Annotated in this window: 17 protein-coding genes, 1 tRNA gene and 1 pseudogene; 16 read left to right on the top strand and 3 right to left on the bottom strand. The window is 40.9% G+C overall.

Annotation, left to right across the window (positions count from 1 at the left end):
* Positions 1-89 precede the first annotated feature (89 nt).
* From FGG15_RS18395 to FGG15_RS18465, 15 genes and pseudogenes are all read left to right on the top strand, one after another.
* A complete protein-coding gene (locus tag FGG15_RS18395) occupies positions 90-3110 on the top strand; it encodes a SusC/RagA family TonB-linked outer membrane protein (RefSeq protein WP_138839091.1) in 3021 nt (1006 codons plus the stop codon).
* Between the two features lie 10 nt (positions 3111-3120).
* On the top strand, positions 3121-4536 hold the full coding sequence (locus FGG15_RS18400) for a RagB/SusD family nutrient uptake outer membrane protein (RefSeq protein ID WP_138839093.1): 1416 nt from the start codon (positions 3121-3123) through the stop codon (positions 4534-4536).
* Positions 4537-4902: 366 nt separating this feature from the next.
* Positions 4903-5061 (top strand): annotated as a pseudogene (locus FGG15_RS20500) (transposase); the annotation flags it as partial.
* 551 nt (positions 5062-5612) lie between these two features.
* The gene (locus FGG15_RS18410; RefSeq protein ID WP_138839097.1) at positions 5613-5822 is read left to right on the top strand and encodes a helix-turn-helix domain-containing protein; all 210 of its coding nucleotides are present in this window, start codon (positions 5613-5615) and stop codon (positions 5820-5822) included.
* Entirely contained in the window at positions 5819-6139 is a 321-nt protein-coding gene (locus tag FGG15_RS18415) for a HipA N-terminal domain-containing protein (protein ID WP_138839099.1), read from the top strand. Before FGG15_RS18410 ends, FGG15_RS18415 begins: the two co-directional genes overlap by 4 nt.
* A 14-nt stretch (positions 6140-6153) precedes the next feature.
* Positions 6154-7137 (top strand): type II toxin-antitoxin system HipA family toxin, encoded by a 984-nt coding sequence (locus FGG15_RS18420; RefSeq protein ID WP_313791002.1) that lies wholly within the window; start codon positions 6154-6156, stop codon positions 7135-7137.
* A gap of 671 nt (positions 7138-7808) precedes the next feature.
* The gene (locus FGG15_RS18425) at positions 7809-8096 is read left to right on the top strand and encodes a hypothetical protein (RefSeq protein WP_138839102.1); all 288 of its coding nucleotides are present in this window, start codon (positions 7809-7811) and stop codon (positions 8094-8096) included.
* A 1-nt stretch (position 8097) separates the two neighbouring features.
* Positions 8098-8379, top strand: a complete 282-nt coding sequence (locus tag FGG15_RS18430) for a hypothetical protein (protein ID WP_138839104.1) — start codon at positions 8098-8100, stop codon at positions 8377-8379.
* A complete protein-coding gene (locus FGG15_RS18435) occupies positions 8369-10762 on the top strand; it encodes a TraG family conjugative transposon ATPase (protein WP_138839106.1) in 2394 nt (797 codons plus the stop codon). The genes FGG15_RS18430 and FGG15_RS18435 overlap by 11 nt, the downstream gene beginning before the upstream one ends.
* A 25-nt stretch (positions 10763-10787) precedes the next feature.
* Positions 10788-11369: a conjugal transfer protein gene (locus FGG15_RS18440; RefSeq protein ID WP_138839108.1), complete on the top strand. Its 582-nt coding sequence runs from the start codon at positions 10788-10790 to the stop codon at positions 11367-11369.
* A 4-nt stretch (positions 11370-11373) separates the two neighbouring features.
* On the top strand, positions 11374-12192 hold the full coding sequence (locus tag FGG15_RS18445; protein ID WP_138839110.1) for a hypothetical protein: 819 nt from the start codon (positions 11374-11376) through the stop codon (positions 12190-12192).
* Positions 12193-12204: 12 nt separating this feature from the next.
* Positions 12205-12828: a conjugal transfer protein TraK gene (locus FGG15_RS18450; RefSeq protein WP_138839112.1), complete on the top strand. Its 624-nt coding sequence runs from the start codon at positions 12205-12207 to the stop codon at positions 12826-12828.
* Positions 12815-13747, top strand: a complete 933-nt coding sequence (traM, locus tag FGG15_RS18455) for a conjugative transposon protein TraM (RefSeq protein ID WP_138839114.1) — start codon at positions 12815-12817, stop codon at positions 13745-13747. Before FGG15_RS18450 ends, traM begins: the two co-directional genes overlap by 14 nt.
* Before the next feature lie 18 nt (positions 13748-13765).
* On the top strand, positions 13766-14566 hold the full coding sequence (locus tag FGG15_RS18460) for a DUF4138 domain-containing protein (protein ID WP_138839116.1): 801 nt from the start codon (positions 13766-13768) through the stop codon (positions 14564-14566).
* Between the two features lie 196 nt (positions 14567-14762).
* Positions 14763-16118, top strand: a complete 1356-nt coding sequence (locus FGG15_RS18465) for an ATP-binding protein (protein ID WP_138839118.1) — start codon at positions 14763-14765, stop codon at positions 16116-16118.
* Positions 16119-16408: 290 nt separating this feature from the next.
* Here FGG15_RS18465 and FGG15_RS18470 read toward each other — a convergent pair whose 3' ends face one another.
* Both FGG15_RS18470 and FGG15_RS18475 read right to left on the bottom strand, forming a co-directional pair.
* Complete coding sequence (locus FGG15_RS18470) at positions 16409-17647, bottom strand: site-specific integrase (RefSeq protein WP_138839120.1); 1239 nt, start codon at positions 17645-17647, stop codon at positions 16409-16411.
* 229 nt (positions 17648-17876) lie between these two features.
* A tRNA-Lys gene (locus FGG15_RS18475) sits at positions 17877-17949 on the bottom strand.
* Between the two features lie 123 nt (positions 17950-18072).
* On the opposite strand from FGG15_RS18475, the gene FGG15_RS18480 reads away from it, so the two are divergent.
* Complete coding sequence (locus FGG15_RS18480; protein ID WP_138839122.1) at positions 18073-18588, top strand: shikimate kinase; 516 nt, start codon at positions 18073-18075, stop codon at positions 18586-18588.
* Here the strand turns inward: FGG15_RS18480 and FGG15_RS18485 are convergent.
* Positions 18580-19077, bottom strand: a complete 498-nt coding sequence (locus FGG15_RS18485; protein ID WP_138839124.1) for a phosphoribosyltransferase family protein — start codon at positions 19075-19077, stop codon at positions 18580-18582. The two genes, FGG15_RS18480 and FGG15_RS18485, sit on opposite strands and share 9 nt — an antisense overlap.
* Between the last annotated feature and the right edge of the window lie 28 nt (positions 19078-19105).

Genomic DNA, 19105 nt, shown 5'->3' on the forward strand with positions numbered 1-19105 from the left:
TCGGGTGGATTATTTGAATTAGCTGACAAATAAAAAGTTGAGCTCCTGTTTAACAGATTGCATTCAACTAACACTTAAAATTGTTATTTATGAAATCTAAAACTCTATGGATGTTGCTGGTGTTACTGGTCAGTACTGCTACGACCGCACTAGCACAGGAAAAAACCGTAACAGGTACTGTTACGGACCAACTTGGATTACCTCTTCCGGGTGTCAACATTGTTGTTTCCGGAACAAACACAGGTACCCAATCCGATTTTGACGGCAAGTATACTATTGCGGCCAGTCAGGGTCAAACCTTATTGTTCTCTTATTTGGGTCAGCGGGACATTCGTATAACTGTTGGCGCTTCCAACACTATTAACGTACAAATGGAAGAGGATGCCCAAGCGCTGGAAGAGGTTGTTGTTATTGGATATGGCAACCAAGAGGAGCGTAAAATTATCCAAAACGTTGGTATTGTCAAGCAAGAGGCTATTGAGAATTTACAGGTAGTTTCGGCAGACCAATTGCTACAAGGGCAATCTGCGGGAACACAAATTGTAAATGCTTCTGGAGTGTTGGGTTCAGCTGCCGTCATTAGGGTAAGGGGAGTGAACTCCATTAATTCCGGAAGTCAACCATTAATTGTTATTGATGGTGTCCCAATCACCGACACCGCCGGAAATACCCTTACCCGAGGTGGTAACACGGGGATCAATCCGCTTTCTTATGTAAATCCTAATGACATTGAATCCTTAACCGTACTTAAAGATGCAGGAGCTACATCCATATATGGCTCGAGGGGTGCAAATGGAGTAATTTTGATTACAACCAAGAAAGGTCGCAAAAACCAAAAAACTACCCTGACACTGGATGTCAACACGCAATTCTCCCAATCCACTGATGTTCCTGATATCTTAACCGCCGACGAATTCCGTTTGTTCAAAGCTGAGGTAACATCCATCCAAAACGACGCTACCGTGACCCCAGAGGACCTCGGTCTTGGTGCGGTTGGTTCAGGGGGAACAGATTGGCTTGGAGGTGTTCAGCACACCGGGATTTCCCAGAATTATAATTTGGGAATCAGAGGTGGAGGAGAAAAAACCTCTTTCTTTTTTGGATTGGACTACCAAGACACAGAAGGTTTTATTATTGGCAACACCCAGCAAAGGCAAGGAGCTAGAATCAATATCGATACGGAAGTCACGGAATGGTTAAAAGCCGGTATGAATCTGGGCATCACCAATAACCGACTTAACAGAGTTGGAATTGAAAACAACACCTTCGCACCATTTACTACAGCCTTTCTACAAAGTCCAGTTATTGAAGCCTTTGACGAAGAAGGCAACTACGCCCAATCCGGTTCTTTTATTCCAAACATTTTTGCGATTGTGGATTTGGACACCGATGAATTAAAGACATTTAGAGTCATTGGCAATGCTTTTACCGAACTAAGTCCATTACCTGGATTGACCTGGCGTTCAGAATTTGGTTTAGATAAGTTACATCTTGAAGAATTTATTCGTAGCGTTGAGTTCAATACTCCAGGAGGTTCGGCACAGCAAATATTCGTAAATGAAGATCGCTGGCTAACCAATCAAACCTTGAATTACACAAATACTTTTGGAGAGAACCATACCTTAAGCGCCCTTGTTGGTCTTAACTATGAGGAAACCTTGCGTACTAGATCTAATGTATCCTCTACGGGATTCTTGACTGACGATTTAAGAAATTTAGGTTCTGGGTCGACACCAACGGTGCTTAACGGAGATCGTTTCCCAACACGACTTTTTGGTTTGTTCTCCAGAGTTTCTTACGACTTCAAGAGTAAGTACTTGGTAGAAGGTTCATTTAGACGAGATGGGTCTTCCCGTTTTGGCGCCAACAACCGTTTTGGCTATTTCTGGTCAGCTGCCGCCGGATGGGTTTTGTCCGAGGAATCCTTTATCCAAGATTTAAATTTCTTCGATTACCTTTCCATTCGGGCAAGTTTGGGTACCGTTGGAAATGATAGGTTGGGGACTTTCCCTTCATTAGGTCTATTTGATGCTGGTGCCGTTGCAGATTACAATGGCCAGTCTGGTGTTATCCCTAGTCAACCAGCCAACCCTGATCTCAAATGGGAAGAAAGTGAAACTCTGGATGTTGGAATTAAATCCTCTTTTTTAGACGGAAGAATCAACCTTAACGCGACCTACTTTAAAAAGACAACAAGCGATCTCTTGTTGAATCAGACCCTTCCTCCACAAACAGGTTTTGTTTCCATTAGCAGGAACGTTGGAGAAATGGAAAACTCAGGTCTCGAATTTGAACTAGGAACGGTAAACGTCCGCTCGCAAAATTTTGAATGGCGCACCAATTTCAATCTTGCCAAGATTGAAAACAAAGTCCTTAAACTAAATGAAGATGCGACCACCGATGATGATGGAAGAAAAATTATAGATGGCCCCGTCCAAAGAGCAATTGAAGGTGAGTCCCTGAACAATTTTTTCCTAATTCGCTACATTGGTGTAAACCCACAAACCGGTGATGCAGAATGGTTGGATATTGATGGCAACGTTACTACTGAACCGGGATCCGGTGATAGGGTCGTTACAGGAAGTCCATTACCAGATTTTTCTGGAGGTATGACCAATACTTTTAAGGTTTTCGACTTTGACCTTTCCGTTTTGATGAACTACTCTTACGGCAATGATGTAGTCATAGATGGCTTGCGTTTTGCAGATGGTAATGATGCCATCGGAGGAATTGTGAACGTCAGAAGGCAGAATCTGAATTTTTGGAGACAACCCGGTGATAACGCATTTCTACCACACCCTACTAGTCCAACATTTAACTTGTTCAACCAAAGATCATCCCTACAACAATTAGATGCATCCTATCTAAGGATCAAGAATATTACTTTGGGATACAGTGTTCCAAAAGAGACCTTAGAGCGAATTGGGGGAATTTTCAATGGAATGCGTTTCTACGCAACGGCCACCAACCTTTTAACCCTAAAGAAAAGTGAAATGGAAGGGATTGACCCAGAAGTGACCGATGACATTGACCCCCTATTCCAAGGTGAGTCCTTTTTCACAGCACCTCAGTCCCAGTCCTTTACCATGGGCGTAAGACTAATATTTTAAAAAAGAAAGCATGAAAACATTGAGAATATTTACAATACTTATGAGCTTCTTCATCATGGTGTCATGTGAAGATCAACTAGAGGTAATTCCTGAGGACAAGGTTGCCTCAAATACCGTTTTTGGAAGTTTGGCTACAATTAATGGAGCCATGGTAGGTGTTTATAGTCTAAACCAAAGTGGTGATTTAAACGGAAATCCACAATTGATGGGAGATTTTATGGCAGATGATGTGAAATTCGTAGGCAGCTTCCCTTCATTGCAGCAGATTGATCAATTTGGAACACTCGCTACAAATGCTTCCATCGATAATATATGGTTTGATGCTTATCAATTGATTGGAGCAGCAAACAACATCATTGTCAACTTACCCGAGGTGAACATTGAAGATGTTATTGGACTCACGGAAGAGACCAAATCCCAACTGGTAGCTGAGGCCAAATTCTTAAGAAGTCTAACCTATTTTACCTTGGTCAATCTTTTTGCCCAACCGTATCAAGTATCAAATGGAACCAATTTGGGTGTACCCTTGGTAAGCGAACCTTTTGAAGGCGGTGATATTTCCGACTTCCAAAATGAGAGATCTACGGTAAATGAAGTCCATAGTTTTATTGAACAGGATTTAATGGATGCTATCGCAGTTCTACCCGAAACCAACGGGGTTCGAGCAACATCTGGGGCAGCCAAAGCACTGTTGGCCAGATTGTACTTATATCGTGAACAATGGGATGAAGCCGCTGATATGGCAAATCAGGTCATCTCTTCAGGAACCTATGGGCTGGCAGATGATTATGATTTTTACGATGACAATCCTGAGTCTATGGAAAATATCTTTGTGGCAGTAAACACCCCCACTGATGGACCACAGGAACCTACAGGTTCCGATGAAGTATACGTGAATTTTTACAATCCTGCCCCAGGTGGAAGGGGAGATGCCCCATTTAGCCAGGATTTAATTGATGCCTTTGCCACAGAACCGGGCGATAGACGGTTTGAAGAATTATCCCAAGCTGCTGCCGATGCGGGAGGCAACGATACTTTTTTCACCACCAAATATCCAGATGTGGTCAACAATGCTTCAGATGGGATGATTTTGCGGATTACAGAAATGTACTTAACACGGGCAGAAGCCAATTTTAGGAACAATACCAACGTTGGGGATAGCCCGCAAAATGACATTAATCTTCTCAGGGCCAGAGCTGGGCTTGATGAACTTATCACTTTAGTATTGGATGATATTTTAAACGAAAGACGCAAGGAACTTTGTTTTGAAGGTCATCGTAGAATGGACCTTTTGCGCAACAACAAAAATTTAAGGCCTGGAGGTGGGGCTGAATCTGCGCCTGGAGCCAACAAAGTCATATTTCCAATTGTAGATGATGAGATTAACAATAATCCCAACATAACGCAGAATCCTGGTAATTTCTAAAAAATAGCTTTGTTAGGTTTTTCGAATGGAAGCCGTCAGAACCAAATGGTTTTGGCGGTTTTTTTTTACAACTTGGTTAGCTACCATGTTTCTGCTCCATTGTTCAAGTATGCATATAAGCTTCCTTATTGGGCACTTGGATTAAAAGAGGAAGCACCATCCCCAAAGTAAAGACCCATATAACTCCCTAAATTCTCCCAATTCCTGTTAAGGTTAGTAACTTAATTCTAAGCTTATCTTGCTTAAAGTAAGTTGTAGAGCTTCAGCATAATGTTTACCGGTTAAGGATAAAGTTAATTGATGGTTATCTATCTATCTTGAAAGCATGCTTTCAAGGAATCATTTTAAACCTTAAAAAATAAACTAATGGCACGACCAAAAAAGAGGACAGCTCAGGCAGTTGTCAAAAACATTAAAAGACAGACCCGCAGGAGATTCAACTCGGAAGAGAAGATTCGCATTGTACTGGAAGGGCTCAAGGGAGAGGAATCCATTGCGGCCATATGCAGAAGGGAAAGCATATCCCCTATTGATATATATAGAATCGGATTCAACCAAATTTTAAATTTTCAAGTATCTTTTGAAACTGGTGAAAAGGCTGAATTTCATTTTGAATAATTCTTTAGGGCCTAAGATAATTTTGGTAAAACAAATAGGTTAGGATGATATTCTAAAAGTACATTTCTACTCCATAAAATCACATTCAAACTGAGCAACTTTTTACATTTTGACCTTTTGCTCCAATATCCACCGCTAAGAATGACCTGTAAAGATATGTGTCAACAAATCCAAACTCTTTACAGAACGCACCTTTTGTGGAGAGTCTAAAACCGATTGTATCATAAGTTTTCTAATAAATAGTGAAGAATTACCGTCCGAAGTAAACTGTTATTGAGGACTAAGACTGTTTACTATTATTGCATATTCCATTTCTGAGGTTCTCCTTAATCAAATATCACAGTATACTGTGATATTTATAGGAATTACTCTTCTAAACCATATATTTCATGTAAAAATATCAGTAAAATGATATTTTATTTGTATTTTTACATATAAATAACAGTATGCTGTTAAAAATGATAGGAAAAAGTATAAAAGAACGGAGAAAAGCACTAAAGGTCACCCAACCACAATTGGCAGCACTGGCCGGGGTGAGTGTAACCACGCTCTATCAAATTGAACGGGGACAGGGCAACCCCACTTTGGATACCTTGGATAAAATTGCTGACGTCCTTGGAATGGAGGTATGCCTGCGGATACAAAAACTTCCAGTAACTAATTCATGAGACAGGCCAAGGTATACTTTAAAAAAGAGGAAGCAGGTCTGCTTACCCAGCTCGATGACGGCAGTTTTATATTCTGGTACAATGACCAATGGATAATGGATAATAGTAAGCCCTCTATAAGTCTGACCTTACCAAAGGAGAGACAAGAGTATAACTCTGACCATCTTTTCCCTTTTTTTTATAATATGCTCCCGGAAGGGACCAATAAGAAAATAGTATGTACACATATGCGTATTGACGAAAACGATTACTTTGGTTTATTACTTACCACGGCCCAATATGATACCATAGGTGCAGTTACGGTAAAGAAAATGTAAGAGCCCATATGAATATGTCAATCATAAAATACTGCCCTGGCACCTTGAAATATGGACATGATACCTATAGTAGAACGTGTTTAAGGCGAATGTTTGATGGAAAGAAGGTGGACCATATACTACCATATGATTCCCCGACAAGCAATGAGGCCACCGATGAACTGTTCCTTGAGAACCGAAAACGCATTTCCATTTCAGGGGTACAAGAAAAATTCTCTGTGTTATTGGAGAAGAACAAGCTTCGCCTCATTGTTGAAGGGGAGCAAGGTACCTACATCTTAAAGCCAATACCCGGTGCCGGTAAAAACCCGGACCAGATGCCGGCCAATGAGCATCTAACCATGCAAATCGCTAGACAGGTTTTTGATATAGAGACCGCAGAAAATGCAATCATTTTCTTTAAGGATGGAACACCCGCCTATATTACCAAAAGATTTGATGTAATTGAGAAAGGCGAAAAACTTGCCAAAGAAGATTTTGCCTCGTTGGGGGGAAGGACTCCCCAGACACATGGGGAACACTATAAATATTTGGGAAATTATTTGGAGCTGTTCGAACTCATGAAAAAAAATCTACCTGCATATCGCGTAGAGGCACCGAAACTTTTTAAATTACTCATTTTCAACTATTTGTTTTCAAACGGTGATGCGCATTTCAAAAATTTCTCGTTGCTGGAAACACCTCTTGGTGATTTTCGACTAAGCCCAGCTTATGATTTGCTCAATACCAGGATACACATTGAAGACTCGGTCTTTGCCCTGGACGATGGGTTGTTACCTAGAAATTTGGCCAATGGAAAAATCATAGAGCAATTTCTCATTCTTGCAGAACATGTAGGGCTTAGTAAGAACCAATGCGAAGGAATTCTTAATAATCTATTGTCAAATTCTGAAAAGGTCATAGAATTTATCGACTCATCCTATTTAAGCGAAAGGGGCAAACGCAATTATTTACAGTCTTATCAAACACGGTTAAAAAAATTTGAGAAAAAAGGATGAAGGGAATTTTTGTAAAATATTCGATATACCTTCCCTCTGCAGAACTTTATCAAGAATTTATGCTATTTGCCATTCGGTGCAATACCCAATTGCCAACCACCATAAATTTGGATTGATAGCTTGAAAAAGCTTGTTGTAAATGGGCTTGGATATTATTTGAGTTGATTGTTAATGACATCCATTGAGATTCCGCTAGAAATAGCTGGCAATAAACCAAAACTCTTTCTAGACCGCCACTTTTGCAAAGAGCCCAAAAACCGATTGTGCCATATTTTTTTATTTCTTTAATACACCTTATGCCAAAGCCGTGATATTTTTTTGTTTAAATCACTTTCATACCCACCATTTGGAGTTTTTTCCTAACGAATCGGGTTGATGGTAATTACATTTATTTGACCAAAATCAAGACAAAATTTCGAGGCAAAATCATAAAAACTTGAACCGGGTACACTTGAAGTTTGACGTTTTTGGGCGTGATCCAGTCCAAAACTTTTGGGTTATTAACACGACAACTTCAATTTTACATCAATTATGATGTTAACCCACATCAATGGGAAGCATTCAGAATCAAATTATATTTTATTAACAAAGTACTGATATACAGGGTTTTAATTTAAATATGATATATATTTCGACTATCAAAAACTGTCTAATCTTAAGCTGTTTACGATATGAGAAATTCAATGTATGCAATATTGTTATTGTTCTTTATTCCCAACCCCATTTTAGCCCAGATCGGGGGAATAGAAGATTCAGTCAATGATGTTTCCGATACCATCAGGGCCATTTTCCCTATAATTCTAGGAGTCATTTTTCTGATAGGCTTCCTGTTCAATGCAGGACACTTTTTTGGGGAGAATGCAGATCTTAAAAAAGGGATTACCCGGGTGTTGGTCTTCGTGCTTATTGCAGGAGCGGTGGTTGGCATCTTTACGTACCTCATAGGAATCGTAGTGTAAAATGAAACACTATGAAATATATCGGGATATCCGAAAACGTGCCATGGTCATGGGGCTCCCCATATCCCTGTTCGCTTTGATGATGACATCCGTGATACTATCATTATTGGTAATCATCTTTTCGTTCAGCCTGTTGGTGATCGTCTCAGTTCTGGTGTTTAATATAATCCTATATGTGACACTGACACACATCACCCAAAAACCTGTCCTGTTCTATTTTCAAAGAGTGTTCCCCAAGACCATCAGTAACAAAAGAATAAGTCATTTGACCTATGAAGATTGATTTGGCGACATACCATCCCATAATGGACATCCAAAGTCATATTGTATATTCAAGGAGTGGCAACGTGGTACTCTGTTACAAAGTGGATCTTCCAGAAATCTATTCCCAGTCGGAAGTGGATTTTGAAGAATTGCATAGCCACTGGTTCCAGGCGTTTAAATCCCTTCCCACGGGGACGATTATCCATAAACAAGATGTTTATCAAAAGAAAACCTATACAGCTAGTGAACTACCCAACACCAGTTTTTTAGAAAGAGCCACTTATGACCATTTTAAGGGGAGGCAGTTCCTGGGCCACGAAAGCTACCTGTTCTTTATTCTTCCCATGGACAGAGCGCTGAATACTGCCAAATATGTAAACCCGTTCAGAAAGTTGGAAAAGGGTATCCATAGGAAAATTGATCACAAGGTCAACCAGTTCATAACTTCCATAAGCGATGCTGTTTCCTTTATCAATAATGGTCGAAAGGTGTCATTGTTGCCAATGGCACCCTATGATATCCTCACTCTTACCAAAAGCTATTTTAATGGGTTCAATGAGGGATGTGATACTGATATCCAAATGGACAAGCAGAAAATTGGTATTGGTGACCATCATTTTGACGTGCTTGCCATCAATAGTGAGCTTTGTTTCGGAAAAACCGTGCAGAGTAGCAGAACCAACGAAAAATACGGTTCTGATGATTTTATCTTCCATCAAGGCTATGTCGATGGATTGGGATTGGACTTGGAAGAGAACCATATCACCAACCATATCCTCTATTTGGATGACAAGCACAAATGGCGCAAGCTATTGGAGAAGAAAGTAGAGGAACTTGGCAAGAGTTCCAACTTCGGTACCCAGAACAAGGTTGTCCTTAAGAAGATCCAACACATCCTTGACCAGATAAACGAAGATGATACCTCCCGTATCATACGTGGGCATCTGAACATTATTTTCTGGCATTCCGAACCCAAACAATTGAAAAGGATAGCTAGCAATATAAAGGCAATATTCAAAGAACTTGATATGACTCCCTATTATCCAAAGAGTGAGGAACGGAAGCATTATTTTTTGAATTCCCATCCCTGTCATGTATCCAATTTTTCCAATGGAGACCTGTATGTCACCGATTTAAAGCATGCATTGTGCCTGTACATCAACAACACCAATTACAAATCTGACAAAACTGGAATCATCTTTAATGACAGACAACACAACATCCCAGTACTGAAAGATGTCTGGGACAAGCAAAAGAAACGCATCAAGGCTCGAAACTTTGCCATTTTTGCACCTACGGGAGAAGGGAAATCTTTTTTGGCTAACAACATCCTTCGTCAGTATTTCGAGGCCAATGTCCGACTGGTCATCATCGATCTGGGCGGTTCCTATGCCAAGTTTGCCAAGCTCTACCCCGATCAATATGCCATACTGCGTTATGAACAAGGAAAGAATCTGGGCATCAATCCATTTTATATCTCCAATGAGGCCGACCTAAGCCCGGAGCGACTGGAAGATCTGGCAGTGTTTCTCTTGGAGCTCTTGGCAGAACCCAAAACAACAAAAGTGAGGGAGGTGGCCATGAAAAAGGTGTTGCTATACTATTATAAACATGTCAGGAAACTACATTCACTGAACTCACTGTACCGATTCGTGGATGAAAGAAAAGATTCCCTTGTTAGGGAACTGAACATCCAAGAGGAACATTTCAGTGTCTTTGATTTTCTGCATATTCTATCCGAATATGTGGACGGTGGGCCGTACAGCTTTCTCTTTAGTACCCAAGAGGACCAGACCTACAAGATCGAGGACAAACGGATGATCGTCTTTGAACTGGACGAAGTGCAGGACAACAAGGAAATATTGTCCGTGATGCTCAAGCTCATCAAATCGGCTATCCAACGTACCATATGGCGGAATCGTACCGAAAGGGGAATCATCCTCTTTGATGAGTTTGCCAAACAACTGAAGTTTGCCAATGTATTGGAGAGCGTAGAATACTATTATCAGGCCATCCGGAAACAGAACGGGGCCATTGGAATCATTCTGCAATCCATCAACCAATTACCGAACAACTCGACATCGGCCAGTATTTTGGAAAACACCCAAATCATCTATAGCCTACGGAACGAGAAGGGCTATAGTGAATTGAAGAACAGGCTCAACCTATCGAGCCATGACCTGAACCAACTGAAGTCCATTCGGAACAATCTGACCGGAGATAAAAAGTACACCGAGATATTTATCAAGATAGGGAAGGAGAGCAACATTTTCCGATTAGAAGTACCCCCGGAGGCGTATGCCGCCTACTTGACAGATGGCACTAAAAATGAGGCCATTATGGCCATTTACGATAGGACCAACAATATGGAAGAAGCTATCAAGGAATTTCTAAACACCTAGAACAAAACACCTAGAACAAAACATCATGAAAAAAACAATGCGAATCTTAGGAATAATACTAATTATTAACCTCTTAATACCTTTCCGTGTTACCGCCCAAGGGATGCCGGTATATGACAACACCAACTTTGTCAGCATGACCAAATCGCTTTTTGAATCTGCCAAACAGACCTCCGAACTGTTGAAAACGGTCAAGTTCTTAAAGGAACAAAAGGACAATATCGTTATGGTGAACAATGCCATCAAACAGCTGAAGGCCATTAGGGAGATGGCACGAAACCACCAGATCCTTTTCCGCATGGTGCGTAGCGATGTGCGGGAGATACTGGATTCCCCCTATATCAAAGCAGGGGAAGTCGAACAGGTATCCCAATCCTTTGAGCAGATCATGGCCACGGCCATTGATGACCTGGACTTTATCAACCATATCCTGTCCAACAATCTGTTGAAGATGACCGATGCCGAGCGCACAGAACTATTGACTGAAAAAGAACGGCAGTCCAAGGAAATGGTCTCGGAGATTACAAACAAGACCCGTCGCTATCGGGAGATCATTTCCTTTCGAAAGATGCAGGACAGAATCAATAACCGGGAGGCTAAATATTAGGTAGATGGGTTTAGAATATGTGGACACGATTTTCCAGACTATTAAGAACAGCGACTTTTCCCAATATACCATTACGGGAATGAAGGCCTTGGCCATATTGTTCTTCTTGGTGAACATCCTCAAAAAGTACAATGAGGGCATCGCCAGCACCGATGGCCATACTTGGGGACTGACACCTACTGAACTGGCCAAGAATTTTGCCATTCTCATTTTGGTCATCTTTTCCACCCAGGTACTGGAGGTGTTCGATGGTATCTTAGTCGCCATCGAATCCCAGTTTAGGGGCACAGCTCCTGCACTTCTCCCTTTGCAACTACAGGATGTGGACCTGGAACGGGATGTGGGTGCTTTGGAAGCCGCCAAAAAAGCCATGGCCATGCTTTATGAGGCTTTGGTCACTCCATTGTATGGATTGAAACTGCTGGCCTTTATCATAGGGGTATTCCTATGGTTGTTGGATTTGTTCATCTATCCACTGTTTTTGGCCGAACGTTATTTTCTATTGGGCATCATGCAGGCATTTTTCCCCTTGGTCATCAGTCTGGCCGTTTTTGAGAAGTTCCGAACGCTTGCCTATTCCTATTTCAAACTGTATACCGGGATCTATATGTTGGTGCCCGCCTTTTTTCTGGTAAACGTTTTTGTGAACAATCTCTATACGGAGATCAACACCAATTTTTGGGACAACCTGTTCGGCACGGATTGGGGCAGCGAGTTCTTTGCCCCGATTATCCAGTTCGGTTCCATAGGGTTCATTGTGTTGTTGAAGTTCAAGCTCTACCGAAAAGCCACCACGTTCATCTTAAAACTCTTTAGCTCCTAAACCTAAACAGATATGAATAAGATACCTTATAAGAATATTTATGACACCCTGAAGTTGAATCGTTTCATCGTTCTTTCATTGGTCGTGGCCACAGCCTTGACCTGTACGGTTTCGGTACTAATGGTCATCAAATTGCACAAAGAGACCTTGGACAAGGTATTTGTAGTAAAAAATAATGGTGATATCATCCCTTTGCAACTGGTAGAACAACGGGAGAACTTGGGGGTTGAGGCCCTGGCCCATTTGGAACGTTTCCATGGTTGGTTCTATGGTATCGATGCCAACAGTTATAAAAGAAATATAGAAAAGGCACTTTGGTTGGGGAATACGTCTGTGGATGGCCTCTACCGACAGAAGAAGGCAGATGGGTTTTACAATAGACTGTTGCAATATTCCCTGATTCAAAAAGTGCTGAAAATTGAGTCCAAGCTTGGGTTGGACAAAGAGCCCTATGGGTTTGAAACTACCACGATTTTTGAGATCAACCGTGGAACCGTAACGGACACATACGAACTGGTGACCACTGGCAAGCTCATCCATGTGGACCGGAATTTCCCCAACAACCCACATGGGTTGTTGATCACCGATTATTTTGAAAACTCACTTAGAAAACTGGTAACCTATGAAGAAGAATAAGATTGTATTTGTGTTGGTATTGGTCTGTGTGGTTCTGTTCATCACCGCCTATTCCATATTGACCTTTGGCAAAAAGGAAACAGAAGAAGTCATGACAGACCAGATTCCTTTGCCTGATCTGGAAGAAGACCAAAAAGAATACGGTTCCAAGCTGGAAGCGCTGGAGGCATTGAAGGAAGAGCGGGGGGTGAGCGCTCCATCGATCTATCCAGATCATATGATGGATGACAAGGGGTATTTCAATCCAGATTATATGGAATATGAAAAGCAGCGCATCATTGACAGTATCTATAATGAAGGGAACATCGACTATGCATCGGCCAGATATCGAAGCCCTATTGGGGATATGGAACAACCCGAACCCCAAAACATGGAAGAACCCAAGACCATTCCTGAAATAGGGGCAGAACATACAACCAATATTACGGAACTGGGATTGGCACATCAACTCTTCTTCGCTTCAAAGCCGAAGCAAAATACGTTTGCAAGTATGCATCTCGAAGATGCGATTCCTGTTCGGGTGGATGGAAACCAGATTGTCAGGGACGGACATCGTTTGGAAATGCGCTTACAAACAGACACCAGTATTGGCGGGGTCGTGATGAAAAGGAACACTCCTATCTATGGGTTTGTCAAGATCAGGCCAAACCGGGTTCTGATACAGATAGACCATATCAACAATAGAAAAGTGACACTAAAGGCGCATGACCTTCAGGACGGAAACAAGGGTATCTATGTTGAAAACAGTCTCAAGGGCAACATACGAGACCAAGTGGTCAATGATGCCGTGGGGGGTGTCAATATTCCTGGACTGCCCCAAGTGAGCGGCATCAAACGTCTGTTCCAAAGGGACAACCGACGAATCAAGGTAGAAATCAAGGACAACTACCAACTTATCTTAAAAACATCCAAAAAGTAACCGTTAAAAACGATTCCCATGAAAGTAATTTTGATAATCACAACATTTCTAATTTCAAATCTGATTTGGGCACAACCAGACTTGGACACCATTTATGCCAATGAGCATAAGAACGTGGCCCTATTCTTTCCGAATCCTATCCGACAGGGTATTGTGGGAAATGATGATTTTGTGTTCACCTATGACCGTGAAGAGCAACAGTACTTTGGGCTGTTACAGGCAAGGCCGGGAAAGGAAGGCAATTTTTTGGCCATTACCAATGATGGACAAGTATATGCCTATATCCTGAAATATTCCGGGCAGTTACCCAAGTTTAACTACTTCATTCAAGAAAGTGAAAGTATAGGTAATGAAAGACCTATGCCCGTACGGATTGAACAAAACACTAGGGTAAAATTTAGTGATACCATCAAGCATAATTTTCACTTTTATCAGAAATTTTGCGAACGCTTGTTGGCTTCCTATCGAGGTGATATCGTCACCAAACGAAAGAAAGGCATCAAACTTCAGTTACAAAAAATGGTCTACCACGGTTGTGACACATATTTGGTTCTGGAAATCCTGAACAGATCGGGCATTGATTTGGAAATCGATTATCTCAAGGTGTATACGGTTAACGGCAATAAAAAACGAAAAGCTTCCTATCAGCGGTTGGAACAAGAGATCATTTATAAATATCATTTACCACTATTAGTGACCCGCGGCCATACCCAACGTTTTGTGTATGTGCTCCCCAAGTTTGTGCTTGGAGATAATGAGCGGTTGGAAATTGAGTTAAAGGAGTTGAACGGTCATCGAAAAATAGCATTGGTACGGTGATATGAAAGAGTGTTTTTTATCCCACGGCATAAACAAAGACATTTTTTAGCAAAACCCTTTTTGAAACTTAAGATGGAATCAATATTGGATATGCAACTACCTTTACTGCATTACCAATTAATTTGATTTTAACCCTTACTTTGGTACAAAAAAACAAAAAAATTACCCTTACTTTGTTACATGAAAAGAGTAGGGTATGAATTTCAATAGGCACGCGATTGCCAAGCTTAAGAGCTGGAAAGGCAATAAAGAAAGAAAACCATTGATACTTCGTGGTGCAAGACAGGTAGGCAAGACCACTCTGGTAATGGAATTTGCCAAGAGTTATGATTATTTTATTTCACTGAACCTTGAAAAAAGTACCGACAAGGCATTTTTTGATGCTTATGAAGATGTCAGCACCATTGTGGATGCTTTGTTCCTATCGAACAATATTACTCCAGATCAACAACAAAATACTTTGTTGTTCATTGATGAGATTCAGGAACTCCCCAAGGCCATACAATTATTGCGGTACTTCTATGAGGACATACCTAAACTACATGTGATTGCTGCCGGTTCTTTGCTTGAATTTGCCATGCGAAGGGTGGAAAGTTTTCCCGTGGGCAGGGTAGAGTTTCTTTATCTATATCCACTTAATTTTAAGGAATATCTTCAGGCAATAGGGCATACCATGGCATCCGAGCAATTGGCAAACGTGCCCATAAGACCTATTGCGCATAGAATACTATTGAAGCTTTTCCATAGGTATGCCATTATAGGCGGCATGCCCGAAGTCGTCAAAAGGGATATCGGGGACGGGAACTTGGCCAACCTTCCCACGGTATATGAAAGTATTTGGGGGACGTACAAGGAGGATGTTGAAAAATATACTTCCAATGCAACGGAAAGAACGGTTGTCAAACATATTATGGACACAGCACATCTTTATATCGACAGGCGAATCAAATTCCAGAGCTTCGGAAATTCAAACTACCGATCTAGAGAGGTTGGGAAAGCCATACGCAATCTGGATGCCGCTAAAATCATACAGTTGATCTACCCTACCACGGATTTGGAGCCTCCTATCAAACCGGATATTAAGAAATCACCAAGATTACAGTTTTTGGATACAGGTATGGTGAACTATAGCTTGGAAATACAGGCGCAACTGTTGGCAATGGATGATTTAAGCAATGCCTTTAAAGGTACTATGATACCACATCTTATAACCCAAGAACTAATATCACTAAATACCATAACGAATACTAAACCTCATTTTTGGGTACGGGAGAAAAGGCAATCATCATCGGAAGTGGATCTGGTGTATTCGTATGGGGACAAAATCATACCCATAGAAATTAAATCAGGGGCCACGGGGGCGCTTAAATCCCTCCACCAGTTTATGGATAGAGTTGGGCACCCATATGCCATTAGGATGTATGCGGGCGAATACAAGGTTGAGGAATTGACAACAATAGAAGGCAAACCTTATTTATTGATGAACCTGCCCTATTATTTGGGTACACAACTCCCCGAGTACATCGATTACTTCGTGAACAATTATGCATGACGTGATGTAGGATAAATTGCCTGATCGGATAAGTGCCCCAAGCAGGGTACCGATTAAAAAAAAGAATGTTAATTGGAATATAAATATGTAAACCCTTACTGCCTTCATTTTTAATGTAGAATTATAACAAAAGACATCCATGAGCAATATTGTCCTAAAATTCAAAATATTTTTTTATTAATAACGATAGGCAGAATGACCATTGGTTCATTCTTGGTCAAAATCATATACTTAGCTTAGGGAATTCAATGGTCGTCTTGGTAGAACTCTACCAATAAGTGGTATACTGCTCATATTTTCTTTTTTTTAATGAGTTTTTCCCTTAGTTGGTCCATGTCATCACCGATTTTTTTGTCCAATACCCTTGCATATATCTGTGTGGTGGCCAATCTGGTATGGCCCAATATCTTTGATACCGTTTCAATGGGGACACCATTGGACAAGGTGACCGTTGTGGCGAAGGTGTGACGGGCCATATGGAAGGTCAGGTTTTTGGAAACCTCACAGAGATCTGCAATTTCTTTGAGATAACTGTTGAGCTTTTGGTTGGATATCCTTGGCAATAAAGTCCCTGATAATTTGGTTCGTGGATGACCAAGGTATTTATTGATGAGTTGCAGGGAAGGCTCAAGCAAGGGTACTTTGAAAGGGGTTCCATTTTTTTGACGCTTGGCAGAGATCCATTTTTTGCCATCCGGTCCCAAGATAAGATTGTCAATGGTCAGTGAAACAATGTCCGAATAAGAAATACCGGTATAGCAACTGAAAACGAACAGGTCCTTGACTATGGACAACCTTTCAATGGGTGTTTTTAGATTGTGAATTCTTAAAAGTTCTTGATCGGTAAGGAATTCACGCTCCCTTTTTTCCATTTGGGGTTTAAATTTTTTGAAAGGATCTTTTTCCAGCCACTCCAGGTCCACTGCCAACCGTACCTGTTTTCGGAAACGTTGTATGTGCTTCATTACGGCATTGTTGGCAATTCTCTTTCTATAGTGGTCTGGTCTATAGGAGCGCAAGAAGCTTTCAAAGTCCAAAACAAAGGAATAATCCAGTTCATTGAGGTATAGATCTTTCTTGCTAAAGCGTTTGTCCACATAGGCCAGTACGTATTTTTGGTTGGTCCTGTAATGGCACAGTGTCTTTGGTGCCAATTTATTGGCGAGGGTTTCGTTGTGGAACTTGAAAAGGTCCAATAGGGTATATTGGTCCTTGTTTTCCCCAAGGAAATGGGCCTTGATAAGTTGGGCGGTCACAATTTTTCCGCCTCGTTGCAGTTCACGATAGATTTGGAACAGTTCGGCCCTTATTTCGTCCAAAAGATTGTTGGTTCGTTTGGAGTAAGCATTCGTTCCTTGAATGCGTTGCCTTTCTGAATCCCATTGATCGACCTTGATTTTTTGCTTCAGACTGATGTTGAGCTTTTTACCATTTAGGGATACCCTGGCATAGATGCTGGCCTGTCCATTGGCATCGATTCGCTTTGTATAAAGCCAGAATAGAATGGAAAATGTGGTTTTTGTGCGCATAGTTGATGTTTTTTGAATTAACAATTGTTTGTTGAAAGTCAAATCAACTCTGCAGGATGTGTGTCAATTTTTAAAATCATCAAATATGTTGACGATTAAAAAATGGATGTTGACGATTTGTGAACCAATGTTGACGATTTAGGTCAAATCAAATATAATTCCTAAAAATGTAAAATCCTGTAAATCATAGGATTTACAGGATTTTGATATCAATTGGTTTCTTAAAAAGTGACCTGACTGGGGCTCGAACCCAGGACCCTCTCCTTAAAAGGGAGATGCTCTACCAACTGAGCTATCAGGTCTTGCTTAAAATTGCGACAAAAGAGTTGCGCTAAGCGGGTGCAAATATAATATCAATAATCTATTTTACAAGTTGAATTAATGATAAATTTTCGTTTTTTTGAATTCGCAATTATTTCTGAAGTATGAAAGTAGTTTTGGTGGGTTATATGGCAAGTGGAAAGTCATCTGTAGGTAAGGCACTTGCAGAAGAAATGGGTCTGGAATTTATCGACCTGGATCACTATATTGAGGAACAACAGCAAATGACCATCTCAGATATTTTTAGGGAAAAGGGAGAGATTTTCTTTAGAAAGCTGGAACACGAAATGCTACACAGAGTGTTATCGGAAAATGAGGACATTGTGTTATCCACCGGAGGTGGCACTCCTTGTTATGGCACCAACATGGGTACCATTTTAAATCAAGCTGACCATTCCATTTATCTCCAATTACCGGTTTCTTCTTTGGTTGAGAGGATTGCCAAGGAAAAGGAAGAAAGACCTTTGGTTAGGGAACTCACTGATGACGAATTAGCTGAATTTGTGGGAAAACATCTATTTGAACGCAGACAGTTCTACACCCGGTCAACATATGTTTTGGATTGCCATGAAAAATCCATTGAAAGATTGGTGGAGGAAATAAAACAGGAGTTACTCTAGATACACTGTATCGTTTTTGCCTTGAAACTCTACCTTGATATGTTCATTCAAGGAGGTGGAAAGCGAAATGCCCTTATAGTCTGCTTTTACAGGATATTTTTTATGGTTTCTATTGACCAAGACCGCAGTTTTAAGCTGTTTAATTGGCGTTTTTAGAAAATGATGCACTCCGTAAATCAAGGTGGTACCTGAGTTCAATACATCATCAACTACTACAATGGATTTATTTTGGTAGGCTTCTTCTGGAATGGAAGTGGTTACCCCACTTTTTAGTGGGTTCATTTTGTCCATTTCAAGTTGACACAACACAATCTCCGCATCCGTGATTTTTTTAAGGACATTGGCAATTTTCTTAGCCAAATTAAGACCACCACCAACAATGCCAGCTACAATGATTTCCTTTTCGTTTACATTGGCCTCGTAAATTTGGTAGGCTATTCGCTTAATCTTGTGCTGTATTTGGTCGTGGGAAAGAATACGGTTCACCATGGAGTGGATTTTGTAGATTCAAAGATAA

It is taken from the genome of Flagellimonas algicola (assembly GCF_005937185.1).
GTDB lineage: Bacteria > Bacteroidota > Bacteroidia > Flavobacteriales > Flavobacteriaceae > Flagellimonas > Flagellimonas algicola.